The organism is Pseudomonas petrae (assembly GCF_021728295.1).
Classification (GTDB): domain Bacteria; phylum Pseudomonadota; class Gammaproteobacteria; order Pseudomonadales; family Pseudomonadaceae; genus Aquipseudomonas; species Aquipseudomonas petrae.
This window is the reverse complement of record NZ_JAKJXE010000015.1, coordinates 63,925-88,289: the sequence shown is the minus strand read 5'-3', so window position 1 is coordinate 88,289 and position 24,365 is coordinate 63,925. Positions and strand designations below refer to the sequence as shown.

Sequence of the window (24,365 nt, the reverse complement as noted above, 5' to 3'; positions counted from 1 at the left end):
AATGGAGGGCAGTTTAAAGGAACAGCGCGGGGCCCGGGCTGCTTCCTTCGGGGAATCTGACGCCCACTTTGAGGATCTTGTTCCCGTCCATAACCGCAACCGTCCAAATAGTTCCATTCCATTCGATCTGATCGCCCACGATCGGCGCGCCTCGATTCTTCTGAATGATGAACTGACTCAGCGGCATACCCGGATCCAGCCCGTCGAGTTTCAGACCGTAGAGTGCCGCGACAGCCCCCAGCTCAGCGTCTCCTTCGAGAACGAAGTCACCGAAGAAGCGCAGATCCAGACCGCGTTGCGGCGCCTGACTGAACAGCTTGCCGAGCGCAGGGAGGTCGTGTTCGTGGCCGATGACGCACAGCAGATCGCCGACTTCCAGCACGGTACTACCCGACGGGTGGAGCAGTTGCTGACCACGGAACAGCGCTGCGATCCGCGTGCCTTCGGGCATTTTCAGCTCACGCAACGCGGCACCGATGCACCACTTTTCGGCGCCAAGGCGATACACGAACAGCTCCCACTCGCTGGTGACATGCACTTCCAGCGCCGCGCGGGAAATCGGCGCCGGATCAGGCGGTACCGTCACTTTCAGCCACTTCGCCACCCACGGCAGGCTCGTGCCCTGAACCAGCAGCGACACCAACACGATGAAGAACGCGAGATTGAAATACAGCTGCGCGTGGGGCAGACCGGCCATCAACGGGAACACCGCCAGAATGATCGGTACCGCACCGCGCAAGCCCACCCAGGCAATAAAGGCTTTTTCGCGACCGTGGAACACTCTGAAAGGCAGCAGGCCCGCCAGCACCGACAGCGGCCGCGCCACCAGAATCATCCACAACGCCAAGCCCAGCGCCGGTAGCGCGATCGGCAGCAAATCATGGGGCGTGACCAGCAAGCCGAGCACCAGGAACATGCCGATCTGCGCCAGCCAGGCCATGCCGTCGAGCATGTGCAGGATGCCGTGGCGGCTGCGAATAGGCTTGTTGCCCAACACCAGACCGCACAGATAAACCGCGAGGAAGCCGCTGCCGTGAATGGCGTTGGTCAGTGCGAAAACGGCGAGACCGCCGGCCACCACCAGAATCGGGTACAGGCCGTTGGCCAGATTAATCCGGTTGACCAGTTGCAGCATGATCCAGCCGCCGCCCAGACCGATGATGCCGCCGATGCCGAATTCCTGAACCAGATGGCCCAACAGGCTCCAGTGCAGGCCGGTCTGGCCGCTGGACAGCATGTCGATCAACGTGACCGTCAGGAACACCGCCATGGGGTCGTTGCTGCCGGATTCGATTTCAAGGCTGGCCGTCACCCGTTCGTTCAGGCCTTTGCCGCCCAGCAGCGAGAACACGGCGGCGGCGTCTGTGGAGCCGACGATGGCGCCGATCAGCAGGCCTTGAATGATGTTCAGGTCGAATAACCAGGCGGCGACCATGCCGGTCAGCCCCGTGGTGATCAGCACCCCGACGGTCGCCAGCGACAAGGCTGGCCAGAGTGCGACCCGGAAGCTCGCCACCCGCGTGCGCAGGCCGCCGTCGAGGAGGATGACCGCCAGCGCGAGGTTGCCGACCAGATAGGCCGTCGGGTAGTTATCGAAGACGATGCCGCCGCCATCGACGCCGGCCACCATGCCGACCGCGAGGATGATCACCAGAATGGGAATGCCAAGGCGGGAGGACAGCGAACTGACCAGGATACTTGCACCCACCAGCAACGCGCCGATCAGGAACAGGCTGTTGATGGTCGTGGCATCCAAGGGCGGTACTCCATAAAACGAATTCGAACAAACGAGGGCGCGAACTGACCATGCAGTCCGCGTGCCAAGGGATTTAACCTGTTGAATTGCATGGCTGTCAAAGCGTAATTCCCGAGGGGTGGCTAATGTCGCCGCGCCGTCCGGCTGGTGGCTGTTCGTATACGTTTCCCAGATGACAGCGGTAATACATATTTATGCCAGTGAGCGCCGTGAACGCTCAGTTCGCGTTCCTTTACCGGATGGCAGCACGCTGGCACTGCGATGACGTCGCCTTTCAGTCGCCAGGGTTATGCGCAGCGGCTGAGAAGCGCCCGGCGGGTGCTGGTTGATCGTTTTTTTCCGGCTCAGGCGTAGCGCTGATTCCTCACTCTGCAGCCGGTATGAGTTTGAAGATTCTCCAGGCTACGCCTGCTCATTTCGTAAACAATAATTATGTATGGCACGTCCTCCGTGCCTGTCGGTGGACCCTAGCGGTTCACTCACTGACAGGATGTCGGGTCATGAAAGACGTAAAGAAGGATATGGACGCTCTGGAGCGCAGGGTTCAGGATCTCCGGCGCAATCGCGACAGCTCGAAAATCGCTGGCTGGCGCACCCATCGGGACGAGGACTGGGAAGACGGCAGATGGCCCGAGTCACGGGTGCCGCGGGACGAAAACGGATGGCCGATTGAGCCCACGCCCGGGGAAAAACCCGATCACATCGACCCCGACGCAACGTTGCTGAGCGACTGGCTCGGTCAGCAGCAGGTTCGCTACGAATCACCGCGTGAATACGCGCGCGCTCAGGCACAGGGCTTTCTGTTACAGCATCTGCTGGAAGATCTCGATCCGGACGAGTTGCTGATCACGACGCTGTACATCAATGGTCAGGATGCCGCGCCGCAACGGGCCAATATCGCGCATTCCATGACGCTGACCGACGCGCTGATGTGCAATTGGCAGCAGAGCGGCAACGGGCAGTTCCTCGAACACCTCTCGACCCTGCGCGATTACCGGGACGGGGGCTATCCGGTGCGGATTTCCGCCGCGCCGCTGGGGCTTTGGGACTGCTTCGCCTACGAAGCTATCTACCGAAAGACCAGCCCCCAGCGCTTCGACGCTTCCACCCACGTGGCGCTGGATCCGGTGACGTTCAAGGCCTACGTCTGGGAGGTGGATCTGCAGGCGCACTACCAGGCCACACTCACGCACTTCTGGGCCGAGCATGGCGCTGACTACAACCTGTTGATCAAGGCCGCACTCTTGAGGTCCGCTTATGTGCAGCATGCAGAAGGCTCGCTGAGCACTGAGGACAAGTCGCTGGTATTGCGCGGACTCGGGCTGGCCCCTTCCCAGACCTGGGAGGCACTGACGTTCAAACACTTCGCCGATGCGCTGCTTCCCCATGACATTACCTTTCGTGAGCTTGTCCTGTACCGATATGTCGCCACTGACATCATCGTGCTGAGAGATGAACAGACTGACCGGCTTGTGATGTACGTTCCCGGCAATTCCTCGCCCCTGCACGGGTTTTCAAACCTGCCCGCACTGCGCGCCTGGGTCGCGCTGCAGTGCAAGGATGCGCGCCGACGCAAAGCACTGGAACGCCACTTCAGGCTTGAAGACGACCCGGACGGGCTCTTTTACAGCGGCATCCAGAAAACCTTGGCAGGCCTGGCGGCATACCCGCATTTCCTCGATCAAGCGACCGGTTACTGGAACCCCTCCAACGAGGTTCATCTCGGCGCGGCGCTCTCGCCCTGGCCGTTTTCGCACTTCAAACACGCTCTGCAAGCCCGCCTTCAGGCGGATGGCAAACAACTTATTCGTAACCGTGCCGACCATAACAAGGAGGTGGCGGCCCAAGCCCTGAGCAATGCAATAGCCGCCACAGGCGCGATCGCGATGGTAGTGCCTTACCTGTGGGGGCCTTTGGCGGCGATGTCGCTGGCGTTGATCGGTCTGGGCGCTGATGAGGTGATCGAGGGCCGGACGCTTGAAGAGAAGAAAAACGGCACGGGCCGCATCGTCTTCGGCGTTTTGAATGCTGTACCGGCGCTTGCCGAAGGTGCTGTAACAGCCGGCAGTTTGCTGGGCGCAGCCGCGCGTGCCGGGGATCAAGCCATACCGGGGGCGGCGGATGAAGTCGCAAGCATGACCGGAGCCCGGACCGAGGCCGAGCGAAGCCTGGCGCTTGCCCGGCAGCAAGAAGCCCACGCACAACAGGCTGAGGAGGTCGTTGAGCACGCCAGCGAATCGTCTGATGAAAGGGCCGCGCGCCTGATCGAGGAAGAGCACCAGAGGCTGGCGATCAAAAGCCAGCACGCGGCACGCTACGACAGCGCGATTGCCTTCGGGGTTGAACCGCAAGGCCTGCGAGCACTTGGCCCTGAACTTCGCACGGCGCTCGCCCGATTCGAATACAAGACGCCACTGGATCCGTCCGGCACCTGGAAGACCGACGAACTCGGCGCCGTGTATGACGTGAGCCATCCTGCAACGGGTGAACCCCGTTACTACGCTCGCGTGCATTCAAAGCTCTATCCCGTCGAGCGCGTCCAGGCGGCCGGCCAGTACCGGATTTACGCGCCTGACGATGCCCGGCTCAAGGGGCCTTACGTCAAGCGGGTTCAAGGCTTTTACTCTGACATTGACCTGCGGCCCGGTCTGCGAGGCGGCGACAGTTTCATTGAGGAGTTGCCCCCGGTGCCACTGCCAGTCGGGAAGGACGGAATCGTGCTGACGCGCGCCCAGCCACCCGTGACGATCGAGATGCCCATGGACGGTATCGAAACGAGGTGGGTAGAGGACGAGGAAGGAAAGCGAATACCCCGGTACTTCGCCAACAACGTGCCTGAAGGGACGAAGGTCATTTACAACGCTGAGATAGCCTGCTGGGAGTCGGGCACCGACAAACTGCTCTGGCTGGATAACAAAGGGCGTTGGCGTTCAGGAACCGAGGAGGCCTACCTGAAAGTCAGGGATAAATTGAGACCGAGCGTGGGTAACGTCTTTTACACCTTCCGGCGCCTGCCGGGCTTTCCTGCCAATCCGCAGCCCATTGAACACATCGTGCATCAGGTCTGGCTAGGTCGGCGTCTGCCGGGGGAAAAACTGATCGGAAACATCAAATCCAACCTGCGCATCAGTCCCGAGCTGAAGTTCACGATGCATGTTGATATCGACGACACGGCAGCGGTAGAGGGCCTGTCCCCTCAAGCGCAGTTGCAGGAGGCGTTCGCTGAATTTCCCAATATGACCATTTCCAGACTGCAGGATGAGCCTTTCTTCGAGGGGTTCATGAACGACCCGCACACCTCGACAGCGTTTTCCTACTTTCGCCGAGGGGCGTTTGAAAACTTCGCCGCAGCCTCGGATATCTTGAGGTACCGATTGATCAGGGAATACGGCGGAATTTATATGGACTGCGATGACGTCATCGGTCGCACATTTTCAGGCGGCGAGCTGCTGGCCGGACCCCATGACGTGTTGGTGGGCGGCACGCTGGAAAGCCCTACTTTGTCGTTCAAAGGCCCCGGTAACAGTCATTTTGCGAGCCGTCCGGGCAATCCGGTTCTTAAGGAAATGGAGCAGGAAATCCATGCCCGCTTCACGAAACAGCACGCCACCCTTGAAGCGCTGGCATCGTCCCGAAACCAGTCCAGCGCGGCGATGACCGCCTACATGACGCAGATCTCGGAGCTCACCGGTCCCAAGCTGTTTCTGGATGTGCTCAAGCAAGTCCGCCCCGATTATGCGGACATACTGGACGACGGGTTCAAGATCGATACCAACGTGTACTCGTCCGAATACTTCGAGCGGCTAAATCGGGTGAAAGACTTTTATCGCCCATTCGCCTCACGGTTCAGAATATTTCCGGGCGCCGAAAACTCCTGGAAGGCACCCGGGGCGTGACTCACACCTTGTCGCAGGTTGACTGCTGATGGTTTCGCCCTTGTTAGGTGGCGAGCTTAAAACCATTCATCCTGCATCGACAGGCACGCATCATCCCGCCGTTCCAGTATCGCCAGTTCATGGTGACAGGCCGGTACTTCCCACGTCAGGAAGTACCGGGCTGCCTGAAGTTTGCCCTTGTAGAAATCGCTGTCGCCGGAATTGCCGTTATGCAGGCCCTCCTGCGCGCGGATCGCCTGCTCCAGCCAGCGCCAGCCAATCACCACGTGCCCGAACGCTTTCATGTACAGCGCGGAATTAGCCAATGTTGCATTGACCTTGCCCTGGCTCAGATCGGTCAGCAAGGCGAGGGTCACCGTTTGCAGGCGCGCGACGAGTTGCTCCAGCGGTTGCCGCAGTGCGGTCAGCGACTCATGGGCCTGCGCGCGCTCACAGGTGTCAGCGATCAGGCGAATCAGTTGCTTGAACCCGGCGCCGCCGTTCTGCGCCAGTTTCCGGCCCAGCAGATCCAGCGACTGAATGCCGTGGGTGCCCTCATGAATCGGGTTCAGGCGGTTGTCGCGGTAGTACTGCTCCACCGGGTAATCGCGGGTATAACCATGGCCACCGAGAATCTGAATCGCCAGTTCGTTGGCCTTCAGGCAAAACTCCGACGGCCAGGATTTGACGATGGGCGTCAGCAGATCGAGCAGCTCGTGGGCGTGTTTTCGCACCTCCTCGCTTCCGCCCGTTTGCGTGTCGTCGAACAGGCGCGCGGCGTAGAGGCCGAGGTCAAAAGAGCCCTCGACGTAGGCTTTTTGCGTGAGCAGCATGCGTTTGACGTCGGCGTGCTGAATGATGGACACCGGCGCCCCGTCCGGTGACTTGCTGTCGGGAAGCCGGCCTTGCGGACGTTGGCGTGCGTATTCCAGCGAGTACAGGTAACCGGCATAACCCAGCATGACCGCGCCCATGCCGACGCCGATGCGTGCCTCGTTCATCATCTGAAACATGCAGCTCAGGCCCTGATGCGGCTTGCCCACGAGATAGCCGACGCAGTTGCCGTTGTCCCCAAAGTTCAGCGCCGTGGAGGTGGTGCCGCGCCAGCCCATCTTATGAAACAGTCCGGCCAGAATGACATCGTTGCGCTGACCGAGGCTGCCATCGTCGTTGACCAGAAACTTCGGGACGATGAACAGGGAAATGCCTTTCACCCCCGCGGGTGCGTCGGGCAGTTTGGCGAGGACCAGATGGACGATGTTTTCGGACAGTGGGTGATCGCCGCCTGAGATAAAAATCTTGTTGCCGCGCAGGCGAAAGCTTCCGTCTTCCGCAGGCTCGGCGCGTGTGCGGATGTCCGACAGCGACGACCCGGCGTGGGGTTCGGTCAAGGCCATGGTCCCGAAAAAACGGCCCTCTATCATCGGTTGCAGAAACCGCTGCTTTTGCTCCTCGGAGCCGAAGTTTTCAATGAGGTTCGCCGCGCCCATGGTCAGGAACGGATAGGACGCTGTCGCGGCATTGGCGGACTGGAAATGGGCAAAGCAGGCCTGGGACAGCAGGGTCGGCAGCTGCATGCCGCCGGCCTCGAAATCACGCGCTGCGTTTAGAAAACCTGCTTCCATAAAAGCGTCCACAGCAGGTTTTACTTCCGGAATCAGGACCGCCGAGCCGTTCTCGTAGCGCGGCTCGTTCTCGTCATTTTTGCGGTTGTGGGGCGCGAAGTATTTTTCCGCGATGTTTCGCGCCGTGCTGATCGCTGCATCGAAGGTTTCCCGGCTGTGCTCGGCAAAACGTTCGCGTTGGGTCAGCGCCTCCGCGTCCAGCACTTCATACAGCTCGAAAGCCAGATTGCGGGAACTGAGCAGCGTCTCGGACATGGCGGCGTACCTTTCTTGGGAATGCCGTCGAGTCTAGGGCTGAGGGGGAGGGGTGAACAGGATGATTGATGCGGGTGATGGAGGTATCAAACGATCAAAGCAGGCTCGCCGAATTGGGTGTAGGAGCGCGCTTGCCCGCGAACGCGTCAGGTCAAACACTGCTGTGGTGTCTGGCCGAATGCATTCGGGGCAAGCGCGCGCCTACAATGATGCTGCGTTACCCGATCGTCATGAGGCTCGCGTTACCGCCCGCTGCCGCGGTGTTGACGCTCAGCGCACGCTCGATCACCAAACGCTCCAGCGCGATGTTGGTTTCGCCTTTGGACAAACCGTGCACACCGATGATCGCGCCGTTGCGTTGAGCGACCTGTTCGCAGATGGCGCGCAGCTGATCGGAATCACCGTGGTGCAGCACCGCATCAAGGGCGACCTCGTCCTTGTTCCAGTCGGCGACCAGCTTGATGCGCGACTGCACTTCCTTCGGCAGACGATTACGCATCGACTTGCCGGGCTCGCCGTCCGGCACGATCGCTGTACTGCCCACCGCCATCACTGCGGCCAGTTGCGCCAGTAGATCCGTCTCGTCCTCGGCCAGGCACAACACGTGTTCACGCGGCAAGATGCTGTAGCTGTTGCGCTCGCCCGTCGGACCCATGAGCGTGCGGGTCACGCCGCTTTGGGACTGCTCGGCGAACTGGCTGCACAGAGCCTCCAGGTCGCTGAGTTGCTGACTGCCCCCCCAGGCCCTGAGCGCATTAAGCGGCTTGAGCATCGCCTCTTGCATGCGGGTGTCCGGCGCTTGTTGCGCATCGCGGGCGGCGAAGGATTTCTGCACGGCATCGGCGGGGCGCGTCGACAGCAAACGGTACAGGTACAGTGGACCACCTGCTTTTGGACCGGTGCCCGACAAACCTTCGCCACCAAACGGCTGCACACCCACCACGGCGCCAACGATGTTGCGGTTGACGTACATGTTGCCGGCGTTGACGTTGTCGATCACCTTGGCGATGGTCTCGTCGATGCGTGTGTGTACGCCCAATGTCAGGCCATAACCGGATGCGTTGATCTGGGTGATCAGTTGATCCAGCTCCCGGCGCTTGTAGCGCACGACGTGCAGTACCGGGCCGAAGATTTCCCGCTGGAGCTCGTCGAAGCTGTCCAGCTCGATCAGCGTCGGCATCACGTAGGTGCCGCGCTTGATTTCGTCGCTGTCGGCAATGGCGACCTGATACACGTTGCGGCCTTTGTCGCGCATGGCCTGAATGTGTTTCTCGATGCCGGCCTTGGCTTCCTGATCGATCACCGGGCCGATGTCCACTGACAGGCGTTCCGGGTTGCCCAGACGGCATTCAGCCATTGCGCCTTTAAGCATCTCGATGACACGATCAGCGGAATCTTCCTGCAAGCACAGCACACGCAGTGCGGAGCAGCGTTGGCCGGCGCTGTCGAACGCCGAGGACACCACGTCGATGACCACTTGTTCGGTCAGCGCCGAGGAGTCGACGATCATCGCGTTCTGGCCACCGGTTTCAGCGATCAGCGGAATCGGCCGGCCCTGAGCATCGAGACGGCCGGCGACATTGCGTTGCAGCAAACGGGCAACTTCGGTGGAGCCGGTGAACATGACACCCTTGACGCGATCATCGCCGACCAGCCGCGCGCCGACGGTTTCACCGCGGCCCGGCAGCAGTTGCACCACACCTTCGGGAATACCGGCTTCGAGCAGAATGCGTACGGCCTGCGCGGCGATCAACGGTGTCTGTTCCGCAGGTTTGGCGAGTACCGGGTTGCCGGCCGCCAGGGCTGCAGCGACCTGACCGCTGAAAATCGCCAGCGGGAAGTTCCACGGGCTGATGCACACCACAGGGCCCAACGGGCGGTGAGCGTCGTTGCTGAAATCGTTGCGTGCCTGCACCGCGTAGTAGCGCAGGAAATCCACAGCCTCGCGCACTTCGGCGATGGCGTTGGCGAACGTCTTGCCGGCTTCGCGAGCCAGCAGGCCCATCAACGGCTGGATTTCGGCTTCCATCAGGTCGGCAGCGCGCTCAAGGATTGCGGCACGTTCGGCGGGCGGCGTCGCTTGCCAGATCGGTCCGGCGCTGAGGGCGCTGAGCAGGGCATTATCGACGTCCTCCAGACTCGCTTCCTGCACGTGGCCGACAACGTCACGCAGATCGGAGGGGTTCAGGACCGGCGTTTCAGTGCCAGCGCTGACCGGGCTGCCCAGCATCGGGCCGGCCTTCCAGTCGTTGTGCGCCGTGGCGAGCAGGGCAGAAGACAGCGATGCCAAACGATGTTCGTTGGCCATGTCGATGCCGGCGGAGTTGGCGCGCTCGCTGCCATACAGGTCGCGCGGCAGCGGAATGCGTGGATGCGGCAGGCCGAAGCCGCCTTCCTGGGTGGCCATGCGCTCGATGCTGGACACTGGATCGGCAACCAGTTCCTGAATCGATATCGACTGGTCGGCAATGCGGTTGACGAAGGAGGTGTTGGCGCCGTTTTCCAGCAGTCGGCGCACCAGATACGCCAGCAGCGTTTCATGGGTGCCGACCGGGGCGTACACGCGGCACGGTCGGTTCAGCTTGCCGTCGGCGACTTTGCCTACAACCTGTTCATACAACGGTTCGCCCATGCCGTGCAGGCACTGGAATTCGTACTGACCGGGGTAATAGTTCTGACCGGCGATGTGGTAGATGGCCGACAGCGTGTGGGCGTTATGGGTCGCGAACTGCGGGTAGATGACTTCCGGCACCGACAGCAGTTTGCGTGCGCAGGCGATGTAGGAAACGTCCGTATAAACCTTGCGCGTGTAGACCGGATAGCCTTCCAGGCCTTCGACCTGAGCGCGTTTGATTTCACTGTCCCAGTACGCGCCTTTCACCAGACGGATCATCAGGCGATGGCGGCTGCGGCGGGCGAGGTCAATGACGTAATCGATCACATAAGGGCAGCGCTTCTGATACGCCTGGATGACAAAACCGATGCCGTTCCAGCCGGTCAGTTGCGGCTCGAAGCACAGGCGTTCGAGCAGGTCCAGCGACAGCTCCAGGCGATCAGCTTCTTCGGCGTCGATGTTCAGGCCGATGTCGTATTGCTTGGCCAGCAGGGTCAGCGACAACAGGCGCGGGTACAACTCGTCCATCACGCGCTCGTACTGCGCCCGGCTGTAACGCGGGTGCAGGGCGGATAACTTGATGGAGATGCCCGGGCCTTCATAGATGCCACGCCCGTGGGAAGCTTTGCCGATCGAGTGGATGGCTTGCTCGTAGGACGCCAGGTATTTCTGCGCGTCGTGCTCGGTCAGCGCCGCTTCGCCGAGCATGTCGTAGGAATAACGGAAGCCTTTCGCCTCGAACTTGCTGGCGTTGGCCAGGGCTTCGGCGATGGTTTCACCGGTCACGAACTGCTCGCCCATCAGGCGCATGGCCATGTCCACGCCCTTGCGGATCATCGGCTCGCCGGACTTGCCGATGATGCGGCTGAGCGAGGAGGTCAGGCCGGCCTCGTTGTGGGTGCTGACCAGTTTGCCGGTCAGCAACAGGCCCCACGTGGCGGCGTTGACGAACAGCGAAGGGCTGTTCCCAAGATGCGGGTGCCAGTTGCCGGTGCTGATCTTGTCGCGGATCAATGCGTCGCGGGTGCCTTTGTCGGGGATGCGCAACAGGGCTTCGGCCAGGCACATCAGCGCCACGCCTTCCTGCGATGACAGCGAGAATTCCTGCAGCAGGCCCTGGACGATGCCGGCGCGGCCACCAGAGCTCTTCTGGTTACGCAGCTTTTCGGCGATCGACGCCGCGAGCTTGTGCGTAGCGTCAGCCATCGGGGCCGGCAGCCGCGCCTGCTCGATGAGCATGGGCACCACTTCAGGCTCGGGACGGCGGTAGGAGGAGGTGATCGCGGCACGCAAAACCGACTGGGGAAGGATGCTTTCGGCGAATTCAAGAAATGCCTGATGGCCGTTGTCGGCGGGTAGGTCACCCTGATCATCGGCGTCTTTGCCACCCTGACCACTGAGTTCGTTCAGGGTCGCACCGCCCTCGAGTTTCTCCAGATAATTGAAGATCGCCTGCTTGATCAGCCAGTGGGGTGTGCGGTCAATGGACTGCGCAGCCGCTTTCAATCGCTCGCGGGTGGGGTCGTCGAGTTTGACGCCGAGGGTGGTGGTGGCCATTTCTTATCCTCATGACAGCCACGGTCATGTGGCTAAGCTGCGGCAAGATTAGCTGCGGTATCGAAAGGGTGCAACCGGGTACAACCGCTTTTTTCGAAGTGTTTCCAGAGTGCCCTGTATTGAGACGAAGTGGCCGTGGCCCGCCCGGTTCGGGTGCCCACTGAAATGCAGCTCTATCTGGCAGCTCCCCCGTAAACACTACGCCGGTGGCACTTTGATCTAAATTGTAAAAAAGCCCGGTAATGCCTTTTTTCGGGTTGCACCTGCTCTGGAATGTCCTCTAGGATGCGCCGCTTTGGTGCATTCAAGCGGTGTGCAGCGGCGAATTTTTTGCCAGCCCGCGACATACGCGAGCGGCCTTGCGCGAACCTGATGCCTCAGGAGAACTTCGCTCTGCTCGCGCCTATAAAAACAACGCCGGAACCTAACCGATGAGTGTCAGCAACCCTACTTTGATCACCTTCGTGATCTACATCGCTGCAATGGTCCTTATAGGACTCATGGCCTACCGTTCCACCAATAATCTCTCGGACTACATCCTCGGCGGGCGCAGCCTCGGCAGCGTGGTCACGGCGCTTTCGGCCGGTGCATCTGACATGAGCGGCTGGCTGCTCATGGGCTTGCCGGGTGCGATCTACATGTCCGGTCTTTCGGAAAGCTGGATCGCCATCGGGCTCATCATCGGCGCCTACCTGAACTGGCTGTTCGTTGCCGGTCGCCTGCGGGTACAGACCGAGCACAACGGCGATGCGCTCACCTTGCCGGATTACTTTTCCAGCCGCTTCGAAGACAACAGCGGCTTGCTGCGGGTGATTTCGGCCATCGTGATTCTGGTGTTCTTCACGATCTACTGCGCTTCCGGCATTGTCGCCGGCGCGCGGTTGTTCGAGAGCACCTTCGGCATGTCCTACGAAACTGCCTTGTGGGCGGGCGCTGCGGCGACGATTGTCTACACCTTCATCGGCGGCTTCCTGGCGGTCAGCTGGACAGACACCGTGCAAGCCACCCTGATGATCTTCGCGCTGATCCTCACGCCAATCATTGTGCTTCTGGCGACCGGTGGGATCGACACCACGTTCATGGCGATCGAAGCGCAGGACCCGAGCAACTTCGACATGCTCAAGAACACCACTTTCATCGGTGTCATTTCGCTGATGGGCTGGGGCCTGGGCTACTTCGGTCAGCCGCACATCCTGGCGCGCTTCATGGCCGCTGACTCGGTCAGGTCTATCGCCAAGGCGCGTCGCATTTCCATGACCTGGATGATCCTCTGCCTGGGCGGCACCGTTGCCGTAGGCTTCTTCGGCATCGCCTACTTTTCGGCGCACCCGGAGGTGGCAGGTCCCGTCACTGAAAACCACGAGCGTGTCTTCATCGAGCTGGCCAAGATCCTGTTCAACCCGTGGATTGCCGGCGTTCTGCTGTCTGCCATCCTTGCGGCGGTCATGAGCACGCTGAGCTGTCAGTTGCTGGTGTGTTCGAGTGCGCTGACCGAAGATTTCTACAAAGCCTTTCTGCGCAAAAGCGCGTCCCAGACAGAGCTGGTGTGGGTCGGGCGGGCCATGGTTCTGCTGGTGGCGCTGATCGCGATTGCTCTAGCGGCGAATCCTGAAAACCGCGTACTGGGTCTGGTCAGCTACGCGTGGGCCGGGTTCGGCGCGGCATTCGGGCCGGTGGTGCTGATCTCGGTGATCTGGAAAGGCATGACCCGCAACGGCGCGCTGGCGGGGATTCTGGTCGGCGCGATCACGGTCGTGGTGTGGAAACATTTCGAACTGCTGGGCCTGTACGAAATTATCCCCGGCTTTATCTTCGCCAGCGTCGCCATCGTGGTCTTCAGCACGATCGGCAAAGGCCCGACGCCGGGCATGCTGACGCGCTTTGAAGCAGCGGAAAAAGAGTACAAGGCGGCGTAAGGGCTGCCTGCTCAAGAGCCCGAGCGACACAAACGCTCGGGCTCCCTTGCGGGCGCATCAGCTCTTGTTGTGGTCGGCGTCCAGGTTGAAGAACATGGTCTTGCCGCCTTCGCTTGTGTAGCCCGTGTTGTCCTGGGTGTAGACCCCGGCCTTGAAGTACAGCTGCTGTTTGCTCCAGGTAGCGCTGATCCGGTCGTTCCAGGCCATGCCATGGGCGGTTACGCTGAGCAACCCGGCTTTATTAAGGTGGATGACGTAATTAAACGTCTCGTTCAGGCTCACGTTTTCCGCAACCGTGATCACGCGCGCTTTTTTGTCGGTGGGGTGGTAGCGGACCTTGGCGACGATATTGCCCATATGCGTCGCTTCCAGGTACTGATATTCGAGCTTTAGCAGCGGCTGGGTGCTGTCGTAGACATGTATCTGACCGATGACGACCCTGCCGGAAGACGGCACCTGAAGAACCTTGAGTTTGGCATTCAGGTAATTGTCGGCGTCTTGGTAGTACCAATTGTGCAGCGTGCCGTTGGACCAGGTCTCGCGCAACTCGGTACGCGGGTAGATCGCGTTGGCAGTCTTGCTTCCGGTGACCGGTGCCCAAAATGTGATGTTCGATGAGCCGGACTTGAAGTATTTGCCGTCGTAACCTTGAAGCAGTTGTTGTGTCTCGATAGTGGCGGGGGGCGAGCCCACTGGAATGCTCAGATTCCACGTTCCCAAATCAATCATGTCTAGTCGTCCGGTGTGTCTCATTGCCAGCAAAGTCGCGGGCGCAAGGGGTTATGGGGCGCTTTTTATACGGTTCACCGCTGCATTTGTTAATGCGATTCCGTCGAACGGTTGGCGTCAAAGTGCCGCTACTTTTGCTACAGCGCAGGGCAGTGCTGACATGGAGGACGGTTACCGTTAGTCGGTTCGATGGCACTTTCTGGGTGCCACTACTACGCCTGCCTTCTTTTTTTTCCAATCGAAGCTAGAGTAATGGCCTATCAGACCATCAGCGGGGGCGTTCCCCGGGCAGTAAAGTGAATGATGAGTAGCAGCATGGAATGCGTGCAATCCCTGCCATTAAGTGGCAAATCAGTATTGCTGGTTGTTGATGATTACCCTGAAAATCTGGTGACCATGTGCGCGGTGCTACAGCGCCAGGACCGGGAAATCATCACTGCCGCCTCAGGCATGGAAGCGTTGGGCATTTTGCTGGACAGAGATGTCGATCTGGTGCTTCTCGATGTGCAGATGCCGGACATGGATGGCTTCGAAGTCGCCCGCCTCATGCGTGGAAGCCTGCGAACGCGATTGACGCCGATCATCTTTCTCACTGCCAATGAACAATCCCGCGACTCGGTGCACAAGGGTTACGCCAGCGGCGCAGTCGATTACCTGTTCAAACCCTTCGACCCCAATATTCTCAGGCCCAAGGTTCAGGCGCTTCTGGAGCAGCAGCACAATCGGCGTGCCCTGCAGAAGCTGAGCCGCGAGCTTGAATCGGCGCGGGCATTCAACGCATCGGTGCTGGCGAACGTGGCCGAAGGCATTCTTGTCGTCACCGAAGACGGCATCATCAGTTTCGCCAATCCGGCGATCTGCCGTTTGCTGGGCATGACCGACGGTGAGCTGCGCGGCACCAGGTTGTGCGACTACCTGCACGAGCCCAGCGTTGGCGAATGGGCCGATTCCGGCTTTTATCATCACTATCGCCGTTCCGACACCTACCGCGTCCACGATGCCGTGCTGCGAACGCCCGAGGGGCGTCAGGTCCCGGTTGCGTTGTCGTGCGCGCCGCTGCCGGCCGAACAGCGCGCGATGGTGCTCAGCGTGCTCGACATGTCGGTGGTGCGTGACCTCTATCGTCAGCTCGAACATCAGGCCGTGACGGACTCCCTCACCGGTCTGCTCAACCGCCGTGGTTTCTATCAGACGGTCGAAGGGATGCTGCTGCGCAACGAGCATGCGGGTAAATATCTGGTCGTGTTGTACCTGGACCTCGACGGCTTCAAGGATGTGAACGACTCCCTGGGCCATGACGCCGGCGATCAGGTCTTGCAGTGGGTCGGCGCGCAATTGAAAGACTGCCTGCGTCCTTACGATGTGCTTGCGCGCATGGGCGGCGACGAGTTCGTGGTGGTCATCGACGGGCTGGACTTCCCCGAACACGCGGCCAAGGTTGCCGAGAAACTCATCGAGCGGGTTTCCGCGCGGCGCATGATTGACGGGGTAGAGGCCACACTCGGCGCGAGTATCGGCATCGCGGTCTACCCGGACTGCGGCACCAATCTGGATGGCCTGTTGCGTGCGGCGGACATCGCGATGTACGAAGCCAAGCGGGCAGGGCGTCAGCAATACCGCTTCTTCGATCAGTACATGAATGGCCGCGCACGCTCCCGTTTGATGCTCGAAGAGAGCGTGCGCACGGCGATCGATGGCAAAGACTTTTCCATGGTCTACCAGCCGCAGGTCAACGTGGTCACCGGCAAGACGCGGGGTTTCGAAGCGCTGCTGCGCTGGCATCATCCGGACGCGGGCGACGTGCCGTCAGGGGTGTTCATTCCGCTGCTGGAAGAGACGCGACTGATCAACAAGCTCGGCAGCTGGATTTTCGAACAGGGTGCGGCGCAGCGCCATCGCTGGAGCGACGTATTCCCGGACGATCTGGTCATGAGCGTCAGCGTGAGCCCTGCGCAATTCAGCCTGCCGAATCTGGCGGCCGAGCTGCAGCGCGCGATGCAGCTACACGGCCTGAAACCCCGGCAGCTGGAAGTCGAGATCACCGAGCCATCGCTGGTCCACAACCTGGTGCACAGCCGCAAGCAGCTGCAGGACCTGCATGACATCGGCGTGCGTGTGTCGCTGGACGATTTCGGCGCAGGCGACAGCTCCCTTGCCCATCTGCGCAACCTCGATCTGGACACCCTGAAGCTCGATCGGCACTTCATTGGTGGCATGCTTGGATCGTCCCGAGATCTGGCCGTCGCGCGCAGCATCATTGACCTGTGTCGCATGCTCAATATCGAGGTGATTGCCGAGGGCGTCGAAACCTACGAGCAGTATGAGTGGCTGGTCGACAACGGCTGCCAGATCATTCAAGGCTTCCTGATTGCTCACCCGATGCCGCCACTGGAGGCAGAGCGTTTTGTCGAGCCGGTCGATCTGCCGGTCGCGTTACAGCTGCTCGGGCAGGACTGACACGGTAGACTCACGCTTTTCCCGCGACCCGATCCGACCATGACTGTCACCACGCCCATGCCGCTCAAATACCTGCAGGCCTATCCGGAAGGTCTGCAGGATCAGGTTCGGCAACTGATCTCGCAGAACCGGCTGACGGATTATCTGCAGCAGCGCTACCCGGATCGTCACGAAATCCAGAGCGACAAGGCCCTGTACGCCTACGCGCTGTCGCTCAAACAGGAATACCTGCGCAACGCGCCGAACATCGACAAAGTGCTGTTCGACAACCGCCTGGACCTGACCCACCGCGCGCTGGGCCTGCACACCACGGTGTCGCGGGTGCAGGGCGGCAAGCTCAAGTCCAAGAAGGAAATCCGCGTGGCGGCGTTGTTCAAGGAGGCAGCGCCGCAGTTTCTGAAGATGATCGTGGTCCACGAACTGGCGCATTTCAAAGAGTCAGACCACAACAAGGCGTTCTATCAGTTGTGCGAGCACATGCAGCCGGGCTATCACCAGCTGGAATTCGACCTGCGCATCTACCTGACCTGGCGGGACATGCAGACGGCCGTGCGCTGATCAGCCGCTAACGCTTTTCAAGGAAGTTTTAATGGAAGTCAGCAAGACCAAGAGCAGTTTCTACCGCCGCCTGTATGTGGCGTATCTGATCGACAGCGGCATCGCCAGCAGCGTGCCGGCCTTGACCGACGTCACCGGCATGCCCCGTCGCACCGCCCAGGACACCATCGCGGCGCTGGCTGATCTGGATATCGTGTGCGAGTTTGAACAACTCGATGGCGCGCGCAATCATGCCGGCGGTTACCGGATTCGTGACTGGGGCGCGATTGACCGCCGCTGGATCGAGGGCAATCTGCAGACCATCAAGACGGTGCTGGGGTATCCCTGAGGGCGTGCCAGGGTTGGTTGATTTGAGCCAGAAGCTTCCCGGCTGAAGCCCGTCCTACTGTCCGGAGCCGGATCAGTCCAGATCGCGACGCATGCTGATGTGGGGAATGCCGTCCTCGACGTACACCTCGCCCACCGGATTAAAGCCGTAGCGGCTGTAGTAACCCTGCAAATGCGCCTGGGCCGAGAGGAATATCGGCTGGTCCGGCCATTGGAGTTCCGCGTGTTTCAGCGCCTGAACCATCAATTCATGGCCCATCCCCTTGTTGCGCATTGATGGTGCAGTCACCACCCGGCCGATGGTCACGTCACCGTTCTGCTGAATCGGGTCCAGCAGGCGCAGGTAAGCGACCAGCTGATCATCCTGCCAAGCCATCAGATGGCAGGTATCGCCCAGCAAATCCTGGCCATCGACGTCCAGATACCAGCATTTCTGCTCCACCACAAACACCTGCGCCCTCAGTTGCAGAATGGCGTACAGCTGCTCTTTTTCAAGGTCGGTATGGTGTTTGCAAATCCAGTTGATAGACATGACGCCGGCCTGCGAGAAGAAGTTGATGCCGGATACTAAACGCATATCGGTGCAAGCCCAAATTCGCGGCGAGCAGTACTAGACACTCATTCAATCAGCGGTGCGTCATTTTGTTGAACTGCGGCACAAACATCGCACTGTTATGAGTTGTGCAAAGCGCAAAATGAGTCTTCACTGAAGGCCAGTTGCCACAAGGAAGCCGAGTATGTCGCGTTTGCTGTGCACCGCAGGGCTGTTGGGAATGATGCTGATAGCCCAAGGCGCGGTCGCGCAGACATTGCGTCTCGCCGGTGATGCATGGGCGCCCTATGCCGACGTGTCACTGCTGCACGACGGCCTGTCCACTGACCTGATTCGCACGGCGCTGGGCCGCGCCGGTTATGACACCGAATACGAGCAAGTCCCCTGGGCGCGGGCGATACACGGGCTGAGCGAAGGGCGATACGACATCGTTATCAACGCCTGGTACAGCGAAGACCGCACGCGCATCGGGGTTTTCTCCGCGCCGTACCTGATCAACCGCTTGCGTTTCCTGAAGCGCAAAGACGCCTCCATCGACTTTCAGAGCCTGTCGCAGCTGCACGGCTATTCCATTGCCGTAGTGCGCGGCTACGCCTATTCGCCGGAATTCGACGCCGATGCCGAGCTGAAAAAAGTGCCGGTGGCGGGTTTCTCGACCGCCGTCAGGATGCTGGCAGCGGGCAGGGTCGACTTGACGGTGGAAGACGAGTACGCGGCGCGGTTCGCCCTCACTCGCGAGCCTGCGGACGTGCAGGCCAACGTTGAATTCCTGCCTAAATCACTGAGCGAAAACAGTCTGCACATGCTGGTCAGCATCAAGCGGGCGGATCATCAGCAGATCGTTCTGGATTTCGACAAGGCTATCGCCGAGATGAAAGCCGACGGCACTTACGACAAGCTCATCAGGCTGCACGGTCTGTGATGTCGGGCTCTTTGACCGGCTCTTTGATCAAGTGCGCTGCCAGGGTGCGCAGTGGCCCTAACTGACGGCAGATCAGCGCCAGTTGGGTTTGCACCAGCCGTTGGCCCTCGTCGATTTCTTCCGGCATCTGTTCCAGGCTCGTCGCCAGCGCTTCCTCTGCGTCGCTTTGCACCGCAACCGGCTCACGCAACGCCAGGCTCTGGGCAATTTCGTCGATGCTCGCGGCAAGGCTGGCGCCGGCACCCTCGATCAATTGCTCGCGCACTTCGGTGGGCAACGGGGTTTCCCGATGCGCCCCGAGGCCCGACAGGTAACTGAGCAGGGTGTGTGACAGCACCAGGAAGCGAAAACCCACGTCGGCGTCTTTGCGGAAATGCCCCGGCTCCATGAGCATATTGGCCAGCGTGGTGGACAGTGCCGCGTCGGCGTTATGGGCGTTGCGGCGGGCCAGTCGATAGGCCAGATCGTCGCTCTTGCCGTTCGCGTATTGCTGCATGATCTGGCGCAGGTAAATGCTGTTGCACGACAGGGTGTTGGCCAGCACCTTGTTCAGCCGACGGCCTTGCCAGTCCGGCAGGAACAGGAACACCGCCAGGCCGGCGATCAGGCTGCCCAGCAGCGTGTCCAGCAGGCGCGGCAAGAACACGCCGTAACCGTCGCCGACCTGATTGAAGCAGAACAGGATCATCACCGTAATCGCTGCCGTAGACAGCGTGTAGCGTGTGGTGCGGTTGACGAAGAACACTACGCCGGCCAGCACCGCGCACATCGATTGCAGGACCGGCGTGGTGATCAGGTCGAACAGAATCCAGCCCGCCGTCAGGCCAATGGCCGTGCCGATAATGCGCTGCCCGAGTTTACGCCGCGTGGCGCCGTAGCTTGGCTGGCAGACGAACACCGTGGTGAGGATGATCCAGTACCCCTGCGACGGGTGAATCAGGTGAACCATGATGTAGCCGATAACCAGCGCCAAGGGCAGGCGCAGGGCGTGACGGAACAATAGCGAGGTCGGCGTCAGTTGCAGCCGCAGGCGCGTCCAGACGTCCTTGAGGTTGCGCGGCGAGCGGTCGAGCAGGCTGCTGTCGGTGGCGTCGGCCAGGGCGTCGGGGTTGCTCGCATCGCTGAGCAGCCGGTCGAGGGTGCCAAGGTTATTGGCCAGCGCCCGCAGTGAGCGCAGCAGCCCGCGCCACGCCGGATTGCTCTGAATGCGCAGGTGTTCGAGGGACGCGCGCAGATCATTCAGCGCATGGGCGAAGCTGTCGTCATAGATGAACGGCTGGCGCAGCTGGATCGACGCCGACAGGTCACGGCAGGCGCGACCTTGCTGGCGCAGTAGGCGCTGGCAGCGAAACAGCACGTCGCTGTGGAAAAACGCCTCGGCCAGGGAGTTGTAGGGATAGTGCGACGAACTGGCGCGTTCGTGGATGTCCTGGGCCAGGAAGTACAGCTTCAGGTAGCGACTGACCTTCGAGCCGGGGCGACCGCTGCCGACGCGGTTGAGGATGATTTCCTTGGTGACGTTGAGCGCGCCGACGACCTTGCCGTTCTGCTTGGCAAGCTCCAGGCGCTTGGCTTCGATATCAAGGGTGCGAATCGGCTCGAACAGCTCTGATTTGAGCTTCAGGTACAGGCCCAGCTCGCGAAACAGTCGGGCCAGCGCCTGCTGCACCGGCTGATTGGAAAACAGCATCTGCCACAGCACCGACAGCAGGCCGTACCACGCCGCGCCTGCGACCAGCAGCATGGGTTCATGCCAGAAATCGGTGACTTCGCCGCCGCGCTGATCGACGCCGATCATGGTGTAGACCGACAGAATCAACGTTGCGTAGGCAATGGCGCCATAGCGCTCACCCAGCGCACCAAGCATCGTCAGGCAGAAGGCCGCAAAGGCAAACGCGCAGATGAACACCACGGGGTAGGGGAACAGCAGCTCCACGGACAGCGCCGCGATGCTGAAACACACCAGCGTCACGGCCAGCGCATTGAGGCGGCCTTGCCAGCTGTCATCGGTTTCCGACAGGGCGCTGGCGATAATCCCGAGGAACAGCGGGATCAACTGAGACATCTCGTTCTGGTACCAGCACAGCGCCATGCTGCCGGTCAGCGCGATGAAAACCCGCACGCTGTAGGAAAACTTGTCCAGCGCCCAGAGACGGCGGAATGTATTGCGCAACGATGTCGATGCCATGAACGCTGACGGCCTTGTTCGCGATTGATTTTGCTGAGGGATATGTACAGCGCCGGATGCGCGCTGTACATCCGGTAAGCAAAATTTATTCCGGGGCGGATGCCAATACCTCAAGACGCACCTTAACCCCAATGGTGCCTCTCTCATTTGCGACACGCACTTGGTAGGAGCAATCGGAGTTTACGACGGTCGCGAAGGCGGAAGGTCAGGCACTGAATATGTATGGCCTGGCCCGGCCTCTTCGCGACCGTCGTAAACTCCGATTGCTCCTACAGAGATCGCGTGCGTCCGTGCCGGTGTGAGCTTGCTCGCAACGACTGCTCAGACGAACTGCGCCGCCGCGTACGCCGAGGCCCAGGCCCACTGGAAGTTGAAGCCGCCCAGATGCCCGCTGACATCCAGCACCTCGCCGACAAAGTACAGCCCCGGTGATTTCAGCGATTCCATCGTCTTCGACGACACTTCACGGGTGTCGATGCCGCCCAGTGTGACCTCGGCCGTGCGATACCCTTCGGTGCCCGCCGGTACCACTTGCCAGCTCGCCAGTCTGGTGGCGATGTCGGCCAGTTCGGCGTGGGTGTACTGCTTCATCGGCTTGGACACGAACCATTGCTCGGCAATCAGGTTGGCCATTTTCTTGGTGAAAATCTCGCCGAGCAGCGTCTTTAATTCGCTGTTCGGGCGTTCGGCCTGTTGCTCGGTCAGCCAGCTGTGAGCGTCGTGGTCGGGCATCAGATTGATTTCGACCGTGTCGCCCGGCTGCCAGAAGGACGAGATCTGCAGGATCGCCGGTCCGCTCAAGCCACGGTGGGTGAACAGGATGTTTTCGCGAAAGCTGACGTCGTTGCAGCTCACCAGGCAATCGACCGACGTGCCGGTCAGCTCGGTGCACAGCTCTTTCAACTGATCGGTGATGGTGAACGGGACCAGGCCCGCCCGGGTAGGCAACAGCGTGTGGCCGAACTGCTTGCCGACCTGATAACCGAAACCGGTAGCGCCCAGCGTCGGAATCGACAGGCCGCCTGTGGCGATCACCAGTGAATCGCAACGGAGTTCGCCCAGGGTTGTTTTCAGCAGGTAACCGTTTTCGGCTTTCTCGATGCTCTGCACCGAAGTGTCCATGTGCAGGCTCACGCCCGCGGTGTCGCATTCAGCGAGCAGCAGATCGAGGATGTCACTGGATTTGTTGTCGCAGAACAGCTGCCCGAGTTTCTTCTCGTGGTAAGGCACGCCGTGCTTGCCCACCAGCTCGATGAAATCCCACTGGGTGTAGCGGGCCAGCGCCGATTTGCAGAAATGCGCGTTCTGCGAGAGGAAGTTGGCAGGCTCGGTGTACATGTTGGTGAAGTTGCAGCGACCGCCGCCCGACATGAGAATTTTCTTGCCCGGCTTGTTGGCGTGGTCGATCAGCATGACCTTGCGGCCGCGCTGGGCGGCGGTGAATGCACACATCAAACCTGCGGCGCCGGCGCCGATGATCACAACGTCAGTAACGGGCAAAGCGGTGTCCTCGGGTGTAAATAATCCAGGGGGTGGCGGTGAACCTGTAGGAGCGCGCTTGCCCGCGATTGCGGTGTGTCAGGGCATAAATGTCTTACTGAACCACCGCAATCGCGGGCAAGCGCGCTCCTACAAAGAGGCGCTGCGGACCTTACAAAATCCGAACGCGCAATGACTTGCCCTTGATCTTGCCGTTGTTCAGACGCTCCAGCGCCTGCTTGGCCATGCTGCGCTCCACGGCGACGTAGGCCTGGAAATCAAAGATCGCGATCTTGCCCACCTGAGTGCCAGGAATGCCTGCTTCGCCCGTCAGCGCGCCAAGAATGTCGCCAGGGCGCAGCTTGTCTTTGCGGCCGGAGCCGATACACAGCGTGGTCATCGGTGGCAGCAGCTTGCCGCCTTCCTTGCGCTCCAGCTGGTCGTACTGCTGCCAGTTGAGCGGCGCTTTCTGCAGTTCTTCAACGGCGCGGGCGCGCTGGCTTTCGCCGGGGGCAACCAGGCTGACGGCGATGCCGGTCTCACCCGCACGACCGGTACGGCCGACGCGGTGAATGTGGATTTCCGAATCCCGCGCCAGCTCGACGTTGAGCACCATGTCCAGTGCATCGATGTCCAGACCACGCGCAGCGACGTCAGTGGCCACCAGCACGGAGGTGCTGCGGTTGGCGAACATCGCCAGCACCTGGTCGCGATCGCGCTGTTCCAGATCGCCATGCAGGCCGACGGCGGACATGCCCTTGGCGGTCAGGTGATCGACCACTTCCTGAACCTGCTGCTTGGTGAAACAGAACGCCACGCAGGACTGCGGACGGAAATGATCGAGCACGCGGACCACCGCTTCGAGGCGTTGCTCGGGGGCGATTTCGTAGAAGATCTGCTCGATCTGGCTGTCGGCGTGGAGCGCTTCGACCTTGACGGTCTGCGGATCGCGCATGAATTTCGAGGCCAGCTGCTTGATGCCGACCGGATAGGTGGCCGAGAACAGCAGGGTCTGGCGACGCTTGGGTGTCTGCTCGATGATGTCGGCGATGGCGTCGTAGAAACCCATGTCGAGCATGCGGTCGGCTTCGTCCAGCACCAGCGTGTTCAGGCCGTCCAGCACCAGCGAACCCTTGCGCAGATGCTGCTGGATGCGACCCGGCGTGCCGACGATGATGTGCGCGCCGTGCTCCAGCGAACCGATCTGCGGGCCGAAAGACACGCCGCCGCAGAGGGTCAGCACTTTGATGTTGTCTTCGGAACGCGCCAGACGACGGATCTCCTTGGCCACCTGGTCGGCCAGCTCACGGGTGGGGCAGAGCACCAACGCCTGGCAGCCGAAGTAGCGCGGATTGACCGGATTGAGCAGGCCGATGCCGAATGCAGCGGTCTTGCCAGAGCCCGTCTTGGCTTGGGCGATCAGGTCCATCCCCTTGATAATCACCGGCAGGCTCTGCGCCTGAATCGGCGTCATCTCGGCATAACCAAGGGACTCCAGGTTAGCCAGCATGGCGGCGGAAAGGGGCAATGAGTTAAAAGCGGTGTTAGTCACGG

14 protein-coding genes are annotated in these 24,365 nt (G+C 60.8%); 6 read left to right on the top strand and 8 right to left on the bottom strand.

Going from position 1 to position 24,365, the window contains the following annotated elements; translation table 11 throughout:
- Positions 1-13: 13 nt before the first annotated feature.
- Positions 14-1,756: a potassium/proton antiporter gene (locus tag L4G42_RS22105; protein ID WP_237253514.1), complete on the bottom strand. Its 1,743-nt coding sequence runs from the start codon at positions 1,754-1,756 to the stop codon at positions 14-16.
- 500 nt (positions 1,757-2,256) lie between these two features.
- Between L4G42_RS22105 and L4G42_RS22100 the strand changes: the two genes are divergently transcribed.
- Positions 2,257-5,652 (top strand): dermonecrotic toxin domain-containing protein, encoded by a 3,396-nt coding sequence (locus tag L4G42_RS22100; RefSeq protein WP_237259801.1) that lies wholly within the window; start codon positions 2,257-2,259, stop codon positions 5,650-5,652.
- Positions 5,653-5,708: 56 nt separating this feature from the next.
- Here L4G42_RS22100 and L4G42_RS22095 read toward each other — a convergent pair whose 3' ends face one another.
- Positions 5,709-7,511, bottom strand: coding sequence for an acyl-CoA dehydrogenase (locus L4G42_RS22095; RefSeq protein WP_237253512.1), 1,803 nt, complete (start codon positions 7,509-7,511; stop codon positions 5,709-5,711).
- Positions 7,512-7,728: 217 nt separating this feature from the next.
- Positions 7,729-11,682: a trifunctional transcriptional regulator/proline dehydrogenase/L-glutamate gamma-semialdehyde dehydrogenase gene (gene putA, locus L4G42_RS22090; RefSeq protein WP_237261210.1), complete on the bottom strand. Its 3,954-nt coding sequence runs from the start codon at positions 11,680-11,682 to the stop codon at positions 7,729-7,731.
- Positions 11,683-12,113: 431 nt separating this feature from the next.
- Here putA and putP point away from each other — a divergent pair, with 431 nt between their 5' ends.
- Complete coding sequence (putP, locus tag L4G42_RS22085) at positions 12,114-13,598, top strand: sodium/proline symporter PutP (RefSeq protein WP_237253510.1); 1,485 nt, start codon at positions 12,114-12,116, stop codon at positions 13,596-13,598.
- 57 nt (positions 13,599-13,655) lie between these two features.
- On the opposite strand, the gene L4G42_RS22080 is transcribed toward putP, so the two are convergent.
- Positions 13,656-14,327: a polysaccharide lyase family 7 protein gene (locus L4G42_RS22080; RefSeq protein WP_192171166.1), complete on the bottom strand. Its 672-nt coding sequence runs from the start codon at positions 14,325-14,327 to the stop codon at positions 13,656-13,658.
- 315 nt (positions 14,328-14,642) lie between these two features.
- On the opposite strand from L4G42_RS22080, the gene L4G42_RS22075 reads away from it, so the two are divergent.
- From L4G42_RS22075 to L4G42_RS22065, 3 genes are read left to right on the top strand one after another with little or no spacing between them, the layout of a single operon-like run.
- Positions 14,643-16,784 (top strand): putative bifunctional diguanylate cyclase/phosphodiesterase, encoded by a 2,142-nt coding sequence (locus L4G42_RS22075; protein WP_237253509.1) that lies wholly within the window; start codon positions 14,643-14,645, stop codon positions 16,782-16,784.
- A 57-nt stretch (positions 16,785-16,841) separates the two neighbouring features.
- The gene (locus tag L4G42_RS22070; protein ID WP_419789396.1) at positions 16,842-17,342 is read left to right on the top strand and encodes a YgjP-like metallopeptidase domain-containing protein; all 501 of its coding nucleotides are present in this window, start codon (positions 16,842-16,844) and stop codon (positions 17,340-17,342) included.
- A 31-nt stretch (positions 17,343-17,373) separates the two neighbouring features.
- Complete coding sequence (locus L4G42_RS22065; protein ID WP_065986572.1) at positions 17,374-17,670, top strand: winged helix-turn-helix domain-containing protein; 297 nt, start codon at positions 17,374-17,376, stop codon at positions 17,668-17,670.
- A gap of 72 nt (positions 17,671-17,742) precedes the next feature.
- On the opposite strand, the gene L4G42_RS22060 is transcribed toward L4G42_RS22065, so the two are convergent.
- On the bottom strand, positions 17,743-18,201 hold the full coding sequence (locus tag L4G42_RS22060) for a GNAT family N-acetyltransferase (RefSeq protein WP_237253507.1): 459 nt from the start codon (positions 18,199-18,201) through the stop codon (positions 17,743-17,745).
- Positions 18,202-18,406: 205 nt separating this feature from the next.
- On the opposite strand from L4G42_RS22060, the gene L4G42_RS22055 reads away from it, so the two are divergent.
- Complete coding sequence (locus L4G42_RS22055; protein WP_237253506.1) at positions 18,407-19,144, top strand: substrate-binding periplasmic protein; 738 nt, start codon at positions 18,407-18,409, stop codon at positions 19,142-19,144.
- Here the strand turns inward: L4G42_RS22055 and yccS are convergent.
- The 3 genes from yccS to dbpA form a co-directional block, all read right to left on the bottom strand.
- Positions 19,125-21,332: a YccS family putative transporter gene (gene yccS, locus L4G42_RS22050; protein WP_237253505.1), complete on the bottom strand. Its 2,208-nt coding sequence runs from the start codon at positions 21,330-21,332 to the stop codon at positions 19,125-19,127. The two genes, L4G42_RS22055 and yccS, sit on opposite strands and share 20 nt — an antisense overlap.
- Before the next feature lie 321 nt (positions 21,333-21,653).
- Entirely contained in the window at positions 21,654-22,832 is a 1,179-nt protein-coding gene (locus L4G42_RS22045; protein ID WP_237253504.1) for a BaiN/RdsA family NAD(P)/FAD-dependent oxidoreductase, read from the bottom strand.
- A 151-nt stretch (positions 22,833-22,983) separates the two neighbouring features.
- Positions 22,984-24,363: an ATP-dependent RNA helicase DbpA gene (gene dbpA, locus L4G42_RS22040; protein ID WP_237253503.1), complete on the bottom strand. Its 1,380-nt coding sequence runs from the start codon at positions 24,361-24,363 to the stop codon at positions 22,984-22,986.
- Positions 24,364-24,365: the final 2 nt, after the last annotated feature.